Genomic DNA, 15,462 nt, shown 5'->3' on the forward strand with positions numbered 1-15,462 from the left:
TCTCCTTTCAGGTTAAACAACGCTCATTATAGCACATTTTCGGTGATGTTAAACATCCCCTGCTCTTCGATTGTCATTTACCTCTTAACTGATGATTGATAAAATAGGATTGCTTGATTCTTTTTTCCTCATAAAATGATATGTGACGAAATGACATGTCTTCATTTATTGGAAAAGGAACACATCTTAAAAAGAAAATTGAAACGTCGAGTCAATTTGTTACGTCTATATGATGGAGTGCATTTCTGTACGTGTACTCAAAAGCTGAGTTTCTCTTGAAAGAGGAACGCTTTCGACTTGAAGGAGGTCAACATGTTTAAAAAAATGATGCTTGGTATGATGGCAGCGCTCCTTTTCCTAATTGGTGCGCCAAAAGTCAGCTTAGCGGATGCAGCTGTCGGCGATGTCATCGTCACACTCGGGCAAGACTTAACACCAGCTGATCGACAAAAGGTGCTTGACGAGTTGAATCCACCTGAAAATGCGACAAAAATTGAAGTAACCAATAAAGAAGAGCACGAATATTTAGGAAAGTATATCCCTCGTTCTTCTATCGGGACGAGAGCATTATCATCTTCATCTATCACCATTGAGAAATCAGGTACTGGTCTGACTGTGGATACACACAACATCAAGACCATTACAGATGAGATGTATTTAAATGCTTTAATGACAGCAGGTGTCAAGGATGCCAAGGTTGTCGTCACTGCTCCATTTGAAGTATCTGGTACAGCCGCACTGACGGGCTTACTTAAAGCGTATGAAGTGTCAAGCGACAAAGCCATTCCAGAAGATGTGAAGCAGGTGGCGAACGAAGAGCTTGTGACAACTTCTAAATTGGGTGACTCCATCGGGAAAGACAACGCTTCTGCCCTTATTGCAAAAATCAAAGATGACATTGCAAAAAACGGTGTCCCTAAAACCACAAAAGAAGTAGAAGAAAAAGTCGATCAGGCGGCTTCTGATTTGAACTTAAATCTGACGCAGGATCAAAAAGATCAGCTTGTCTCGTTATTTGATAAAATGAAAAACATCAATATTGATTGGAATCAAGTAGGGTCTCAAATTGATAAAGCAAAAGACAAGATTACAAAATTCATAGAATCAGATGAAGGGAAAAACCTTCTTCAAAAGATTTGGGATTTCTTTGTCTCCATCTGGAACGCGATCGTCTCTGTATTCACTGGAGGAAAATAATCCATGAAAAAAAGCTGCCTGTACCCCAGGCAGCTTTTTTAATTAGATGTTTTCACTTTTGATTGATACGGTAAATCAAGTTTGACAATGTCCTCATAGGTTTCACGCTCAACCACAAGCTGCGCTTCCCCGTCCTCTACAAACACAACCGCTGGGCGCGGAATGCGGTTATAGTTGTTTGACATACTATAGCCGTAAGCTCCGGTACAAAAGACAGCCAATAAATCCCCTTGTGATAACTCTGGCAGATCGATATCCCAAATGAGCATATCTCCGCTTTCACAGCATTTACCGGCAATTGAAACGGTTTGATCATGCGTTTGACTCATTTTATTGGCACTTGCCGCTTCATATTTCGCTTGATATAAAGCCGGACGAATGTTGTCACTCATTCCGCCATCTACCGCAACATAATCGCGGATGCCAGGTACGTGTTTTGATGATCCGATCGTATAAAGAGTCGTCCCTGCATCTCCAACGAGAGAACGGCCTGGTTCTATCCAAATCTCCGGCATATCAAACTCATAGCGGGCCACGTTCTTTTTCACAGCTTGGATTATTTTCTCGACATATTCTGTCGCAGGAAGTGGTTCATCCTCTTCTGTATAACGAATCCCAAAGCCGCCGCCTAAGTTTAACACTGTAGAAATAAAACCAAATGATTCTCTCCATTCATCCAGCTTCAAAAAGATTTTATCTGCCGCAAGGACAAAACCAGCCGTATCAAAAATTTGTGAACCGATATGACAATGAACACCTAAAAGCTCAATCACTTCTGAACGAAGCACTTGTTTCACCGCTTCATCTGCTTGTCCATTGTGAAGATCAAAGCCAAATTTTGAATCCTCTTGACCTGTCGTAATGTAATCATGCGTATGCGCTTCGACACCAGGCGTGATGCGGAGCAATACTTTCACTTTTTTTGACAGCTCTTGACCAAGCTGTTCAATGAGCTTCATTTCATAGAAATTATCCACAACTATACAGCCGATCCCATGCTCTAAAGCCATTTTTAATTCTTCTCTGCTTTTATTATTGCCATGGAAATGAATTTTTTCTACTGGGAATCCAGCGCAAATGGCTGTGTGAAGCTCACCGCCTGAGACAACATCAAGAGATAATCCTTCTTCTTTAGCAAGCTGAAACATGGCGATGGAAGAAAATGCTTTACTCGCGTATGCTACCTGCGCTGTTAATTCTTCCTCTATAAATGCTTTTTGAAAGCTTTTTGCGCGCTCCCGTATTAAAGCCACATCATATACATAAAGTGGTGTCCCATACGTTTCAGCTAAAGAAACGGCATCAACACCACCGATTTCTAAATGACCGAGTTCATTTTGTCTGCAAGTGCCGTGTAAATACAATGTCATTCCCTCTTTCTCCGCTTCGGCTGAAAAAAGGCAGCTGCGTGAGCTGCCTTTTGCCTTGTCTCAAAGTTAAAAATACAATATCACAATCTTCAGCCACTTTCAATGAGCCTTAAGAATTTGGCGGAATTTTTGATCTGTTTTGAGGGTGAACGATGCTCGGTCTTACTTTTGAGCCAGGAACAGACGTCCGAATCAGCACTTGCCACAGAGCCTTCCCATTAAAAGGGAGGAACGGCCACATATAAGGCGTCTGCAATGAACGAATGGAAGTTAAATAAATGAGTAATAACGTAAAACCAATGATGAGTCCATTCAGCTTGAAGATCGCCACTAGTGCTAGGATGATGAGCCTGACAATCTTATTGGCGACACTCAGTTCATAGCTTGGCGTTGTAAAGGTACCGATAGCCGCCAGTGAAACGTATAAGATGACCTCTGGTGTAAACAAACCGACATCAATAGCGATTTGTCCAATTAAAACAGCCGCGATCAGTCCCATGGCGGTCGACAAGGCGGTTGGCGTATGAATTGCTGCCATCCTTAAAAATTCCACCCCGAAATCAGCAAGGAACACTTGGAGAATCACAGGGATATGAGAAGGTTTGTTAAACCCAATATAGCTTAAATTGTCAGGCAAAAGATTCGGTTCAAGGATAAAAAGAAACCAAATCGGCAAAAGAAAGGTAGAACATAAAATGCCTAAAAAGCGTACCCATCTTAGGAATGTACCAACGGCAGGTGCCTGGCGATATTCTTCTGCATGCTGAACGTGGTGAAAAATAGTGGTTGGTGTAATGATGACACTAGGGGATGTATCCGTAATGATGATGACATGCCCTTCTAATATGTGGTTAGCGGCGACATCTGGACGCTCGGTATAACGCACTAGCGGAAAGGGATTATATCCTTGCTTAATAATAAATTCTTCAATCGTTTTATCAGACATCGTCAGCCCATCGACCTTAATTCCTGATACTTCTTTTTCTATAATATCTACAAGATCTGGGTCTGCAATATCTTCAATATAGCAAACACAAACATCGGCTTTGGAACGTTCGCCTACTTTGAGCATTTTGTATCGCAGCTTTTCATCCCGCACTCTTCTTCGAATAAGCGCTGTATTTACAATAATGTTTTCAACAAAACCGTCTCTTGCTCCCCTGACAACCTTTTCTGTATCCGGCTCCTCAGGCATTCTGCCAGGATAACTTCTAACATCAATGATAAAGGCGTAGTTTTCACCTTCTACAACAACTGCTACAAGCCCGGACAGCACTTGATCCACCGCTTCATCCAGCGTTTCTACCTTGGAGACCTGCTGATTGACAAGGCGGTTCTCGACTACATGTGCAAGATCATCTGATTCTGGTTCGTTGTCATTGATTTCGATTAGTTCTTTTAATAAGTAGATGACATACTGTGTATCACACAATCCGTTTACATAGTAAAGCTGGATTTCCTGATCGTGTATATAAATTTTCCGAACACCAAGGTCAAAGCTGAGACCCATTCCGACATTTTCTTTGAAGTAATCTTCATTTTTCTTCGGGTCTCGGTACACGTTTACCTTGTCTTTCTTCATGGAAGCCACTCCTTTCTAATATTAATTCCACTGCTTTCATCGTGATTGGAGATCCCTTGCTCAGATCATCTTTCCGTCCCATCTTGCCAATATCTCCAATCCCGACAACGAACGGGAGATTGAGGGAGTCAAGACAATACACTGTATCCCCGCTCATTTTATGGGGCTCCATTTCGGGAAGACCGTGTTTGTCGACACCGTATTCTGTCAGTTCACCTTCCCGGTCAATGGAGACATGGACCTTTGTCCATTCGGCTTGGTGCGTCTTAGATGCAACTGCAATCGCGCCAATGACTTCGATTTCAGGGTGGCGTGCTACATGTTTCATCGCCGTCTCGCCTGTTCCTTCACCGGTCAGTCCAGAATCATCAAACATCACAAAGACTGGATCATACGGTGTTTTTAAAATCATCTGAACAAGTTCAGGTCCTGTCCGTTTGCTTGGATTTCCTTTTGAGCTGGAAATACATCGTCCGCCGACGTTTTTAGCGGCGAGCTCAATGGTTTTGGCAGCATATATATCTCCGTCTGTCACTAAAATGATTTTCCGTCTTTGCCCCATATTCGGTTATCCTTTCGGTTTAAAGATCAGTGCGATAATAAATGAGAATAAAATCGCAGCTGATATTCCAGCCGAGGTTAATTCAAAAATCCCGATACCGATGCCGATGAATCCATGTACATCTGCCTGGTGCATTGCCCCATGAAGCAAGCTATGACCAAAGCTGACGATTGGTACGGTTGCGCCCGCACCTGCAAATTCAATAAATTTATCATAAATACCGAATCCGTCTAAAATGGTACCTGCCACAACAAAAGTAGTCATGACATGTGCCGGCGTGAGTTTGAGTACATCTAGCAAAAGCTGGCCAATGACACAAATAAGTCCGCCTGCCACAAAAGCGATAAGATAATCCATTAGCTCTCTCCTCCTGCACGCTCAAATACGACACCGTGCGCAATGGTTGGAATGGTCTCTTTTTGCTGAACCATCATTGGGCTGAGTAGCGCCCCGGTTGCGACAACGAGTACTCTTTGCAGATTCCCTGCTTTCATTTCTTGAAAAATATGACTAAATGTCACAACAGCTGAACAAGCACAGCCGCTGCCTCCAGCGAATACGTTTTGATCGGGTGTATAGATGATTAAACCGCAATCATCGTGTTTTCGCCCAAGCTGGATGCCTTCTTCTTTCAGGAGATCCTTTAAAATCGGTGAACCAATGCCTGATAAATCTCCAGTTAAAATCAAATCGTAATCATCTACTGTTCTTCCTAAGTCTTCTAAATGCTGCTTGATGGTGTCTGCCGCGGCCGGTGCCATGGCCGATCCCATATCAAATGGATCTGTAATGCCAAGATCCATGACCCTGCCTACCGTTGCACTTGTAATTTGAATTTGTGAGGGCTCTTGGCTGATAATAACGGCTCCGCTCCCTGTTACGGTACTTGTTGCTGTATCTGGCTTTTGTCCGCCGTATTCGGTCGGGTTTCGAAATTGGCGTTCTGCGGTCGCATTGTGACTGCTTGTTGCTGCGATGGCTCTATTTGCAAAGCCGCCATCAATGAGTGCTGACGCAATGGCGACCGATTCCATTGAGGTCGAGCATGCTCCAAATAAGCAGAGAAACGGGATCTTCAGCTCTCTTGCCACATAGTTTGCAGTGACGTTCTGGTTGAGTAAATCTCCAGCCAGCAACAGATCAATATCGCTTTTTTGCAAATTTGCTTTTGATAAAGCACTTGATATCGCATCATCCATGAGCTTCCTTTCAGCCATTTCCCAGTTCTTTTGATCACAGTGCATTTCATCGTATGTTTTATCAATTAAATGTCCAATTGGACCTTCTTTTTCCTTAGGTCCTGCAGCAGTTCCTTCTGCATTGACATAAAGCTTGTGCTCAAATACCCAAGATTGTTTACCTGTTAGTTTCACCTTTCATTCCTCCTACGAAAACATCTTTTCGAAGATGTATCGAATGATCCCTACGATATATGCCGAGACGACACCGAACACAATGACGTTCCCAGCTAGTTTAAACATATTTGTGGCAACACCTAAAACAAGCCCTTCACTTTTATGCTCAAGGGCAGCACTTGTCATACTGTTAGCGAAGCCTGTTACCGGTACAGCTGATCCCGCTCCAGCAAACTGGCCGATCTTATCGTAAATACCGATTCCAGTTAATATAGAAGAAATTAAAATGAGGGTTGCCACCGTCGGGTTCCCTGCTGTCTTTTCATTAAAATCAAAAAAGTGGATATAGAAATTTTGCAGCCCCTCTCCTATTAGACAGATTAAGCCGCCAACTAAAAACGCCTTGATGCAGTTGAGGACATAAGGAGGTTTGGGCTGATATGTTTTCACCTTAGATGGATAGTTCTCTTTTAAACTCGACACGTGTTGTTCCCTCCAATTTCTTAAATATAAATAAGCCAATGAAATAGTGAACCAAATATCTTTCCTAAGACGATGGCCATGAGCAGCAAAACAATTTTCCCGTCCATTCCAATTCTTTTCGTTAATATAGGAAGTACATTTAATACTTCAGTAAGTGCAGCTGCAAGCATGCCGACAAAGATGCCTGATAAAAGACCGACCGGCAGCGCCAGCCATTTGGTTAAATGCAGATGTATTTGACTTAAGGTGGCCCAGCCGCCAACAACCGCCCCGCTAATGACTGCCGCCTCGTACCCTTGTATGAAGCGCTGCGTTTTGGTTAATTGCATTAAGCGGGGAATGATGCCAAGCACTGTAAGAAATGCCACAAATCCTGCTCCGACTGTTAAACCGCCGCCAAGTCCAACGAGTACGACAAAAAGCCATTTACCGATCATGGATATCCTTCAATGTTTCTTTATTTTCATTGAGTGCGACATAATGATCGAGATCGAGCTGATATTTAAACATTTCCACTTCGAGCGGACTTGGTTCTTCATTTAAACGCTTTTTAAATACATGATTGAAAAACAAAATCATCCCAAGGCCGAGTCCAAAGCTATATGGAATTTGTAATAAATACGGATGCTCAACCGTTTTCCCTGTGATCATTTCATATAGGCGGATATGAACGAGCCGCATACTGACATCCTCGTGGAAATTCATAATGGCAAGCGCCGCTCCGACAAATAATAGAAGCCATACAAACACAAATAAAACGGGAGAAAGCTGGCGTTTGCCTGTATCAATTTCAACAATGGCCTCAGAGCCGCCAACGGTTTGAATGTCGATATCCGGCCACGTTTTTTTGATCGTTTTGACGACATGCATGATATCAAGAACGGCGATGTGACGATCCTTTTTGCTGACATGATACACCGGCATTTTGCTAAGCTTTTGCACAGCAAACTCATCACCAGTGATTTGGGCGACATCCTCTAAATAAATGAGCTGATCTATTCCAGTCTTGATTCGATGGCGCAGCCGAATAAAGATTTGTCCGTCCATCCAAGTCACTTCCTATACGAGGGGTTAAAAATAGTATGTGGTGAAAAATGGTTCTCATACTGATAGAACTTGATTTACCGGTAATTACCACACAAAAAAAGCCAGCCGAATTGGCTAGCTGTCTTTTTGATCCATTTGCATTTGGATTTGCTTTAAAATTTTCTTTTCAAGCCGTGAGACTTGCACCTGTGAAATGCCAAGTCTTTCTGCAACCTCAGATTGTGTCTGGTCTTTATAATACCTTAAATACACAATGAGTTTTTCCCTTTCTTCTAATTCCTTGATCGCTTCTTTCAGAGCAATTTTGTCAAACCATCTTTCTTCAGAATGATCGGCAATTTGATCAAGCAATGTTATCGGATCCCCATCATTTTCATACACTGTTTCATGAATGGATGATGGTGAGCGGACCGCTTCTTGGGCGAGGACGACATCCTCTGGTGTGATATCAAGGTATTCGGCAATTTCTTGAACGGTCGGCATTCTTCCATGAGACTTAGACAACTCATCCCTTGCCCGCCGGATTTTATTTCCGAGTTCCTTTAATGACCTGCTCACTTTGACCGTCCCATCATCCCGAATGAATCGCTGAATTTCCCCGATGATCATTGGGACGGCGTACGTTGAAAACTTTACATCATATGACAAATCAAATTTATCCACAGATTTCAGCAGTCCAATACAGCCAATCTGAAACAGATCATCTGGTTCATATCCCCTATTTAAAAAGCGCTGAACAACGGACCAAACAAGACGCATGTTTTTTTCTACGAGGAGGTCTCTTGCTTGCTGATCACCGTCTTGGCTTTTTTTGATGAGCTCTTTGACTTCATCATTTGACAGCTGGGCTTTTTTAGCTTGCTTTTTTACCTCCACATCCATATGAGCAGCTCCTTTAATTACAAAGCGCTTTGCTTTTTGATAGATGCTTTGTTAAACGGATGGTCGTGCCCATTTCTGGAGATGAATCCACCATGACATCATCCATAAAATTCTCCATGATGGTAAAGCCCATTCCAGAGCGCTCTAAGTCTGGTTTTGTTGTAAAAAGCGGCTGTCTTGCTTCCTCAAGATCGGTAATACCCATGCCTTCGTCACGGATGGTGAGGTAGACGACATGGTCATCTAATGTGACATGGATATGCACCTTGCCATCTGGATTCCCATCATAGCCATGGATGATGGAGTTTGTCACTGCCTCTGATACGACGGTCTTGATTTCTGTTAATTCATCTAAAGTCGGATCAAGCTGAGCGATAAACGCCGCGACTGTCACCCTCGCAAACGATTCATTTTGGCTTAATGCCGAAAAAGTCAGATTCATTTCATTTCTCATGACGCCACCCCCAATGTTTGCAAAGCCGTTTGCTCTGAAGGCTCCATACGAATGATTTTAAACAAACCAGACATATCAAATAACCGATTCACTGCTGGCGAGATGGCACAGACGACCATTTCTCCGCCAAGCTGCTTAATCTCTTTATATCTTCCTAAAATCACTCCGAGTCCAGAGCTGTCCATAAATGATAAATCAGCCAGATTCAGCACAATGTGGCGAATGTCCTCTGTTTCCAAATAATTCGTCACCTTTTGTCTCAATGTTTCTGCGGAGTGATGATCGAGCTCTCCTGTTAACCGAATGCAAAGTACGCTCTCTTTTACTTGAAAATCAATACCAAGGCTCATCTTTTTATTCCTCCTTGCTCTATTTCGGATAAAGAGTGTTTCTCTTTTATATGAAGTAAATCCTTCACCATGACAAAACTAGTGACCATTCGTCACATTTAGATGTTCTTTTCTTTTTCCTCATAGCAAAAAGACTGCCCATTTCAGCAGCCTTTCTCCTTTTATTTCCATTTTACAAAATCAGCCATTGCTCGTTTGAAGAAAGTCCAAATGCCTGCCTTTTCCATTCCTTCTTTTGCTTCTACAGGACTTTCATGCAGCACTTTTCCGTCTTTTTTCAAGACGATCGTACCAAGTTCCGTTCCTTTTGAAAATGGAGCCTTGACATCATGAGACAATTTGATTTCTTTTTTGATCTGATCCACATTTTCGCCTTTTTTCGTTAGAAGGGAGATCGGTTCAGAAGTAACGAGCTGAATATTTTTCTTTTTCCCTTTGCTCACTTTGACCTCCGCCACATCTTGCCCTCGTTTGTAAAGCGGATGAGTCGTATATTGACTAAATGCGTAGTCCAGCATTTTGACTACCTGAGCGTTTCTGTCTTTCGGGGTGCTTGCACCGAAGACAACCGCAATGACGCGCATGTTGCCTTTTTTAGCAGATGCAGTTAAACAGTATTTCGCTTCGCCTGTAAAACCGGTTTTCACCCCATCGACACCTGGATAAAATTTAATCAGACGGTTTGTGTTTACAAGCCAGAATTTTTTATCTGTGTTTTGCCGTAGATAGTCTTCGTAGACACCTGTGAATTTGGTGATTTGTTCATATTTCAACAGCTCTTTTGCCATTATTGCCATATCGTGAGCTGTGCTGTAATGATCTTTTTCAGGAAGTCCTGTTGGGTTTTGAAAGATTGTTGAGTTGAGGCCAAGCTCTTTCGCCCTTTTGTTCATCTGCTCTACGAACTGTTCTTCAGATCCTGCAATATGCTCTGCCATGGCAACTGAAGCATCATTTCCCGAAGCAATCGCAATGCCTTTCAGCATTTCTTTCACGGTCATTTCTTCTCCTGGTTCAAGGAAGATTTGCGACCCTCCCATGGACGCTGCATAGTCGCTCGTTCTGACCTTGTCTGTCATTTTCAGTTTACCCTGATCAAGGGCTTCCATGATGAGAAGCATCGTCATGATTTTGGTCATACTTGCGGGTGCAAGCTTTTCATCGCTGTTTTTATTGTAAAGCACCTTTCCTGTGTCACGTTCTATTAAGATCGCTGATTTGGCTTCGTGTGCCAATTCTGATGTTTGTTTTTCTCCTGGTTTTTCAATCTTTTCTTTTGCTGTCGCTGATGGTGAAACCATTGAGATAAGGATCATTAAAATAAACAATGCACATATATGACGTTTCAAGTGGCAGACCTCCATTATCGTAATCCTTTCTATTTTTTCCTCATACAGGCTGTTTTATTCAGAGATCGTATGATTGCAAATAAAAAAAGCCTTCTGCTTGGGTAGCAGAAGGCTCTTGGCACATGCTATGAAAGTTGTTTGACAATGTCTTTTACTAAATCAAGAAAACTTGCTTTCACTTTTTCCGTTACTTCGATCACTTCATCATGTGACAGCGGCTGATCCAAAATACCAGATGCCGCATTGGAAATGCATGAAATGCCAAGTACTTTGATTCCTGCATGACGCGCAACAATGACTTCTGGAACAGTCGACATTCCTACCGCATCTGCTCCAAGCGTTCTAAGGAAACGAACTTCAGCAGGTGTTTCATATGAAGGGCCTGTCATCCCTGCATAAACCCCTTGCTGTACAGATATACCTAAACGCTGGGCTGTTTCTGCTGCAAGTGCCAGCAATTCTTTATCGTACGGTGCAGACATATCAGGGAAACGAACGCCTTGACTGTCATTTGGGCCAATTAATGGATTGGTTCCCATCATATTGATATGATCTGTGATCAGCATGAGGTCTCCTGGACGGAATGAAGTATTCACTCCGCCGGCTGCATTTGTGACAATGCATGTTTCAATACCAATTTCTTTCATCACACGGACAGGAAACGTCACTTGCTTCATATCATACCCTTCATAGAAATGAAAACGTCCTTGCATCGCGCAAACGACAGTGCCTTTCAGCGTTCCGATCACGAGCTGCCCTGCATGTCCCTCTACTGTTGAAACAGGGAATCCGGGAATATCTTCATATTTTATTTTGATTGGATTTTCAATCTCATCTGCTAAAATGCCAAGCCCTGATCCTAAAATCAATCCAACTGTTGGTACATATGTCGATGCTTGTTTAATATATGCCGCCGCTTCTGAAAACTGTGCTCCCACGAGATTTCCCCCTATTTGAGTTTAGATAAAAAGCTTGTTCCGTATTTAGGCATTGCTGATTTGAAATTATCTGCAACGGTTGCCCCAAGATCAGCAAACGTTTTTGCTGTTGGCAGTTCATTTGCTTCCTGATGCTTTTTGCTGTAAGCAATGAGCGGAACGTATTCTCTTGTATGATCTGTTCCGTGATGAATCGGGTCATTTCCATGATCTGCTGTGATCACAAGAAGATCATCTTCTTTCAACAGGTCAAACACTTCAGGAAGACGTGCGTCAAATTCCTCTAATGCTTTTCCATAACCCTCTGGATCTCTTCTATGTCCGTAAAGAGCGTCAAAATCAACAAGGTTCAAAAAGCTGAGTCCTGTAAAGTCTGTTTTAAGTGTATCGACCAGCTTGTCCATTCCATCCATGTTCGATTTTGTTCTAAGAGATGATGTGATTCCTTCGCCGTCATAAATATCAGAGATTTTTCCGATCGCAATGACATCGAGCCCATCATCTTTCAGTTCATTCATGACTGTACGGTCAAATGGTTTTAACGCATAATCATGACGGTTTGGCGTTCTAACAAAAGCACCAGGCTCTCCGACAAACGGACGAGCGATAATCCGTCCAACCATATATTTTTCATCTAATGTGAGTTCACGGGCAATTTCACAAATACGGTAAAGCTCATCTAATGGCACAACTTCTTCGTGCGCAGCAATTTGCAGCACAGAATCTGCAGATGTATAAACGATTAAATCGCCTGTATTCATGTGCTCTTCGCCAAGCTCATCTAAAATTTCCGTACCAGACGCAGGTTTATTTCCAATAATACCTCGGCCAGTTTTTTCTTTTAATTCATTTAATAGTTCATCTGGGAATCCGTCTGGAAAGACTTTGAACGGTGTGTCTATGTAAAGACCCATGATTTCCCAGTGCCCTGTCATTGTGTCTTTACCATTTGATGCTTCTTGCATTTTTCCATAATACGCAAGCGGTTTTTCATCCGCTGGAATTCCTTTGATTTCTTTAATATGACTCAGCCCAAGCTTCGCCATATTCGGCATATGAAGCCCGTTCATTTTTTCAGCAATATGTCCAAGTGTATCTGCACCTACATCATTAAAATCAGCAGCATCTGGTGCTTCCCCAATCCCTACTGAATCCATTACGACGAGGAAAATGCGTTTATACTGATAATCAGGCATTAAAAAGCGCCTCCTTCAATATTCTTGTCTTTTGACCTTACAAACAGTAAGAGGTCAGACATCTCAAGTATAAACCGTTTACAAGCCAGTTGACAACCATAAACGGTGTAAAGATGAAAAAGCATGACACCCGTTCATCGTGTCATGCTTTACTTATGCCCTTGGATGGAATTTGTGATACACATCTTTCAGTCTTGTTTTCGTCACATGTGTATAAATTTGTGTTGTTGAGATATCGGCATGTCCGAGCATCTCCTGTACAGCTCTTAAGTCCGCACCGTTTTCAAGCAGGTGTGTAGCAAATGAATGTCTGAGCGTATGAGGCGTCAGCTCCTTTTGAATCCCTGCTTCAATGGCTCGTTTCTTTAAGTTCTTCCAGAAGCCCTGGCGCGACATTTTTTTCCCGTGATGATTGAGAAACAGGGCATCGGACGGCTGTTTTTTTAACAGCTTGCTTCTTCCCTTTTCGATATATTCTTCAATTGCGCTTGCGGCAGCTTCACCGATTGGCACAATTCGCTCTTTTCTTCCTTTTCCAAAACAGCGGATAAAGCCCATTGTGAGGTGCACATCTGCAAGGGTCAGATCCAGCATTTCACTGACGCGAATGCCTGTTGCATATAAGAGCTCAAGCATTGCTTTGTCTCGGTAGTCAAAGGGAGTGTGCTGATTTGGTGTATCAAGCAGTTTTTCGACCTCCCCTAATGATAGAACTTTCGGTAATGTCCGCTCTGTTTTTTGCGTTTCAATGTTCCATGACGGGTCATCCGTTGTCACTTTTTCCCGAAGCAAAAATTGATGAAAGGAACGGATCGATGATAGATGCCGTACAGACGTTTTACTCGATTTCCCTTCCTCTTTTAACTGCTTTAAATAATGAATGATATGCAGGCGCGTGACATCGCTAATATCCGTCAGCTGTTCATGTGTCATTAAAAAAGACAAGTAGTTCTGCAAATCTCTTTTATAAGAAACAATGGTATTTTCAGAGAGTCCTCTCTCTACGGTCATAAAATGAATAAAGTCGGATAATTGATCGTTCAATGATTTCTACTCCCCGTTTTGATAAAAATAAATCAATCGGTCTTGCCAATTGTCTTGATTCGGCTGATCCATTTCCATCACTTTAATTGCTGCACCCTCTGGTTTATCATAACGATGGTAGCTTTCATATTCTGAATTTATCCATATCATAGCATAATAGAACAGGACGGTAAAACCTGTGAACAAGATAAATACTTTGATCACTTCACCTGTTGTTTTGAGCCATTTTCCCATGATCTTCAAGTCCTTTCTCACCTTCTCATTACTTCAGCATATGCCAGGTAGGACAAGGAATATACAGCGAAAATGCAAAAAACCTCTTCATCTTAAATGAAAAGGTTCCAATTCGGATTATTTGCCGGATTCATCATCATGACACCGGTGGCAAATACCATGGAATGTCAATCTATGATCCTTAATTTTAAATTTCCAGTCACGTTCAATAATCTCTTCGACATCTTCTAATAAATCATCTTCTATCTCATCGACTGTTCCGCATTCCATGCAGACAAGATGGTGATGGAAGTGAGCGGCTCCTTCTTTGCGAAGATCATATCGCGAAACGCCGTCTCCAAAGTTAATTTTATCAACAACTTTCAGTTCAGTGAGCAATTCTAACGTCCGATAAACAGTAGCAAGACCAATTTCAGGAGACTTCTCTTTTACGAGGAGGTATACATCTTCTGCACTTAAATGGTCTTCTTCATTCTCAAGCAGTACTCTTACTGTGGCTTCACGCTGTGGCGTGAGCTTGTAGCTGGAAGAATGAAGCTGTTTCTTAATTCGATCAATCCTATTTTCCATTGACTTTCCCTCCTACGCCACATTACTTGATCATTATATCAAATGATGTGCTGAGAGCCAACTATAATCATTTTAAATTGATAAATAAATTGATTATTAATTAATAACAATTATAAAAGAATACCTGCCAGCTTTTTCATCAGCATGAATGATATGTACGATTCAAAAAAAGATGAAAGTGCAGCAAGCGCTAAAATCATCAGCAGAACCGATGCATACCGGCCAAACCACTGGACGGGTGCTTGACTGATGGTTTTTTTCATGAAGAGCTGTCCAATGAGACGGATGGAAAACGCAATCGCACAGGTGCCAATCACTAAATAGGCTGGAATAAGCAGAATGTTTTGCGGAAGCACCGATACAAACGAGAGAAAAAATCCACTCAGCCCCATTTGATTCACGAGAAAACCAACAGTAAATCCAACAACAATTCCTTTTAAAAAGATCATGAGAAAGATGAGCGGCAGACCAATGATGGATATTCCCAGTATCCACATAAGGCCTAAATATTTCATATGATGCAGGAAGCTTTGTAAAAACATTTCTTTTGATTCTGCTGCTTTCTCATTCGTCAGCTGACCAAAAAATTGATTTAAATAATAGAATAAATCCTCTTTCTGGCTGAATGTCATGCTATTGACAATGATGGCACCGAAGATCACACCCATTAAAAAGAGTACAGAGACAAATAAATAAATCGAGAGATGATCTTTTACGTGCTGAAGAAGATGCTCCTTCCAAGACTTTTTCCGCATGTGTCTTCCTCCCAAATCGTAAGGTTACTAGATTCTATGAGAGAGATTACGAAACATGACAGTTTTATTGAAAGAAAAAAGAGAAAGCAGCCTG

At 42.0% G+C, this 15,462-nt stretch carries 19 protein-coding genes; 1 reads left to right on the plus strand and 18 read right to left on the minus strand.

All coding sequences use genetic code 11. The features are described 5' to 3' along the window. Positions 1-312 precede the first annotated feature (312 nt). The gene (locus AOQ70_RS15270) at positions 313-1,197 is read left to right on the plus strand and encodes a DUF1002 domain-containing protein (RefSeq protein WP_024422856.1); all 885 of its coding nucleotides are present in this window, start codon (positions 313-315) and stop codon (positions 1,195-1,197) included. A gap of 38 nt (positions 1,198-1,235) precedes the next feature. Here AOQ70_RS15270 and lysA read toward each other — a convergent pair whose 3' ends face one another. From lysA to spoIIM, 18 genes are all read right to left on the minus strand, one after another. Beyond that, positions 1,236-2,561 (minus strand): diaminopimelate decarboxylase, encoded by a 1,326-nt coding sequence (gene lysA / locus AOQ70_RS15275; RefSeq protein ID WP_059377130.1) that lies wholly within the window; start codon positions 2,559-2,561, stop codon positions 1,236-1,238. A 115-nt stretch (positions 2,562-2,676) separates the two neighbouring features. Further along, entirely contained in the window at positions 2,677-4,149 is a 1,473-nt protein-coding gene (locus AOQ70_RS15280) for a spore germination protein (RefSeq protein ID WP_047204120.1), read from the minus strand. Then, the gene (locus AOQ70_RS15285; protein ID WP_059377131.1) at positions 4,103-4,711 is read right to left on the minus strand and encodes a stage V sporulation protein AE; all 609 of its coding nucleotides are present in this window, start codon (positions 4,709-4,711) and stop codon (positions 4,103-4,105) included. Before AOQ70_RS15285 ends, AOQ70_RS15280 begins: the two co-directional genes overlap by 47 nt. A 6-nt stretch (positions 4,712-4,717) precedes the next feature. After that, positions 4,718-5,068 (minus strand): stage V sporulation protein AE, encoded by a 351-nt coding sequence (gene spoVAE / locus AOQ70_RS15290; protein WP_007501045.1) that lies wholly within the window; start codon positions 5,066-5,068, stop codon positions 4,718-4,720. After that, positions 5,068-6,084, minus strand: coding sequence for a stage V sporulation protein AD (gene spoVAD, locus AOQ70_RS15295; protein WP_058837982.1), 1,017 nt, complete (start codon positions 6,082-6,084; stop codon positions 5,068-5,070). Before spoVAD ends, spoVAE begins: the two co-directional genes overlap by 1 nt. 12 nt (positions 6,085-6,096) lie before the next feature. Further along, on the minus strand, positions 6,097-6,549 hold the full coding sequence (spoVAC, locus tag AOQ70_RS15300; protein WP_059377133.1) for a stage V sporulation protein AC: 453 nt from the start codon (positions 6,547-6,549) through the stop codon (positions 6,097-6,099). 20 nt (positions 6,550-6,569) lie between these two features. Next, a complete protein-coding gene (locus AOQ70_RS15305) occupies positions 6,570-6,986 on the minus strand; it encodes a stage V sporulation protein AB (RefSeq protein ID WP_039179670.1) in 417 nt (138 codons plus the stop codon). Then, positions 6,976-7,596 (minus strand): stage V sporulation protein AA, encoded by a 621-nt coding sequence (locus AOQ70_RS15310; RefSeq protein ID WP_059377134.1) that lies wholly within the window; start codon positions 7,594-7,596, stop codon positions 6,976-6,978. The genes AOQ70_RS15305 and AOQ70_RS15310 overlap by 11 nt, the downstream gene beginning before the upstream one ends. Before the next feature lie 114 nt (positions 7,597-7,710). After that, positions 7,711-8,478, minus strand: coding sequence for an RNA polymerase sporulation sigma factor SigF (gene sigF, locus AOQ70_RS15315; protein WP_024422864.1), 768 nt, complete (start codon positions 8,476-8,478; stop codon positions 7,711-7,713). A gap of 13 nt (positions 8,479-8,491) precedes the next feature. After that, the gene (gene spoIIAB / locus AOQ70_RS15320; RefSeq protein WP_024422865.1) at positions 8,492-8,932 is read right to left on the minus strand and encodes an anti-sigma F factor; all 441 of its coding nucleotides are present in this window, start codon (positions 8,930-8,932) and stop codon (positions 8,492-8,494) included. Further along, on the minus strand, positions 8,929-9,282 hold the full coding sequence (gene spoIIAA, locus AOQ70_RS15325) for an anti-sigma F factor antagonist (RefSeq protein WP_024422866.1): 354 nt from the start codon (positions 9,280-9,282) through the stop codon (positions 8,929-8,931). Before spoIIAA ends, spoIIAB begins: the two co-directional genes overlap by 4 nt. Positions 9,283-9,443: 161 nt before the next feature. Continuing rightward, positions 9,444-10,598: a D-alanyl-D-alanine carboxypeptidase family protein gene (locus AOQ70_RS15330; RefSeq protein WP_371412183.1), complete on the minus strand. Its 1,155-nt coding sequence runs from the start codon at positions 10,596-10,598 to the stop codon at positions 9,444-9,446. A gap of 158 nt (positions 10,599-10,756) precedes the next feature. Then, positions 10,757-11,569 carry a purine-nucleoside phosphorylase gene (locus AOQ70_RS15335; protein WP_047204125.1) on the minus strand — a complete coding sequence of 271 codons (813 nt, stop codon included), beginning with the start codon at positions 11,567-11,569 and terminating at the stop codon, positions 10,757-10,759. An 11-nt stretch (positions 11,570-11,580) separates the two neighbouring features. Beyond that, positions 11,581-12,765, minus strand: a complete 1,185-nt coding sequence (gene deoB, locus AOQ70_RS15340; protein ID WP_059377139.1) for a phosphopentomutase — start codon at positions 12,763-12,765, stop codon at positions 11,581-11,583. A 153-nt stretch (positions 12,766-12,918) separates the two neighbouring features. Next, a complete protein-coding gene (xerD, locus tag AOQ70_RS15345; protein WP_039179686.1) occupies positions 12,919-13,809 on the minus strand; it encodes a site-specific tyrosine recombinase XerD in 891 nt (296 codons plus the stop codon). 6 nt (positions 13,810-13,815) lie between these two features. Then, the gene (locus tag AOQ70_RS15350; protein ID WP_024422871.1) at positions 13,816-14,043 is read right to left on the minus strand and encodes a YqzK family protein; all 228 of its coding nucleotides are present in this window, start codon (positions 14,041-14,043) and stop codon (positions 13,816-13,818) included. A gap of 117 nt (positions 14,044-14,160) precedes the next feature. After that, positions 14,161-14,613, minus strand: coding sequence for a ferric iron uptake transcriptional regulator (gene fur / locus AOQ70_RS15355; protein WP_003215577.1), 453 nt, complete (start codon positions 14,611-14,613; stop codon positions 14,161-14,163). Positions 14,614-14,723: 110 nt separating this feature from the next. After that, a complete protein-coding gene (spoIIM, locus tag AOQ70_RS15360; RefSeq protein WP_039179689.1) occupies positions 14,724-15,368 on the minus strand; it encodes a stage II sporulation protein M in 645 nt (214 codons plus the stop codon). Positions 15,369-15,462: the final 94 nt, after the last annotated feature.

The sequence above is a fragment of the Bacillus sp. AM 13(2015) genome, assembly GCF_001518755.1.
Taxonomy (GTDB): domain Bacteria; phylum Bacillota; class Bacilli; order Bacillales; family Bacillaceae; genus Bacillus; species Bacillus safensis.

What these genes read in the sequence shown, in the direction of transcription:
- AOQ70_RS15270 (WP_024422856.1), top strand. Translation starts at nt 313, where the DNA reads ATGTTTAAAAAAATGATGCTTGGTATGATGGCAGCGCTCCTTTTCCTA.
- AOQ70_RS15280 (WP_047204120.1), bottom strand. Translation starts at nt 4,149, where the DNA reads ATGAAGAAAGACAAGGTAAACGTGTACCGAGACCCGAAGAAAAATGAA.
- AOQ70_RS15285 (WP_059377131.1), bottom strand. Translation starts at nt 4,711, where the DNA reads ATGGGGCAAAGACGGAAAATCATTTTAGTGACAGACGGAGATATATAT.
- spoVAE (WP_007501045.1), bottom strand. Translation starts at nt 5,068, where the DNA reads ATGGATTATCTTATCGCTTTTGTGGCAGGCGGACTTATTTGTGTCATT.
- AOQ70_RS15305 (WP_039179670.1), bottom strand. Translation starts at nt 6,986, where the DNA reads ATGATCGGTAAATGGCTTTTTGTCGTACTCGTTGGACTTGGCGGCGGT.
- AOQ70_RS15310 (WP_059377134.1), bottom strand. Translation starts at nt 7,596, where the DNA reads ATGGACGGACAAATCTTTATTCGGCTGCGCCATCGAATCAAGACTGGA.
- sigF (WP_024422864.1), bottom strand. Translation starts at nt 8,478, where the DNA reads ATGGATGTGGAGGTAAAAAAGCAAGCTAAAAAAGCCCAGCTGTCAAAT.
- spoIIAB (WP_024422865.1), bottom strand. Translation starts at nt 8,932, where the DNA reads ATGAGAAATGAAATGAATCTGACTTTTTCGGCATTAAGCCAAAATGAA.
- spoIIAA (WP_024422866.1), bottom strand. Translation starts at nt 9,282, where the DNA reads ATGAGCCTTGGTATTGATTTTCAAGTAAAAGAGAGCGTACTTTGCATT.
- AOQ70_RS15330 (WP_371412183.1), bottom strand. Translation starts at nt 10,598, where the DNA reads ATGATCCTTATCTCAATGGTTTCACCATCAGCGACAGCAAAAGAAAAG.
- deoB (WP_059377139.1), bottom strand. Translation starts at nt 12,765, where the DNA reads ATGCCTGATTATCAGTATAAACGCATTTTCCTCGTCGTAATGGATTCA.
- AOQ70_RS15350 (WP_024422871.1), bottom strand. Translation starts at nt 14,043, where the DNA reads ATGGGAAAATGGCTCAAAACAACAGGTGAAGTGATCAAAGTATTTATC.
- fur (WP_003215577.1), bottom strand. Translation starts at nt 14,613, where the DNA reads ATGGAAAATAGGATTGATCGAATTAAGAAACAGCTTCATTCTTCCAGC.
- spoIIM (WP_039179689.1), bottom strand. Translation starts at nt 15,368, where the DNA reads ATGCGGAAAAAGTCTTGGAAGGAGCATCTTCTTCAGCACGTAAAAGAT.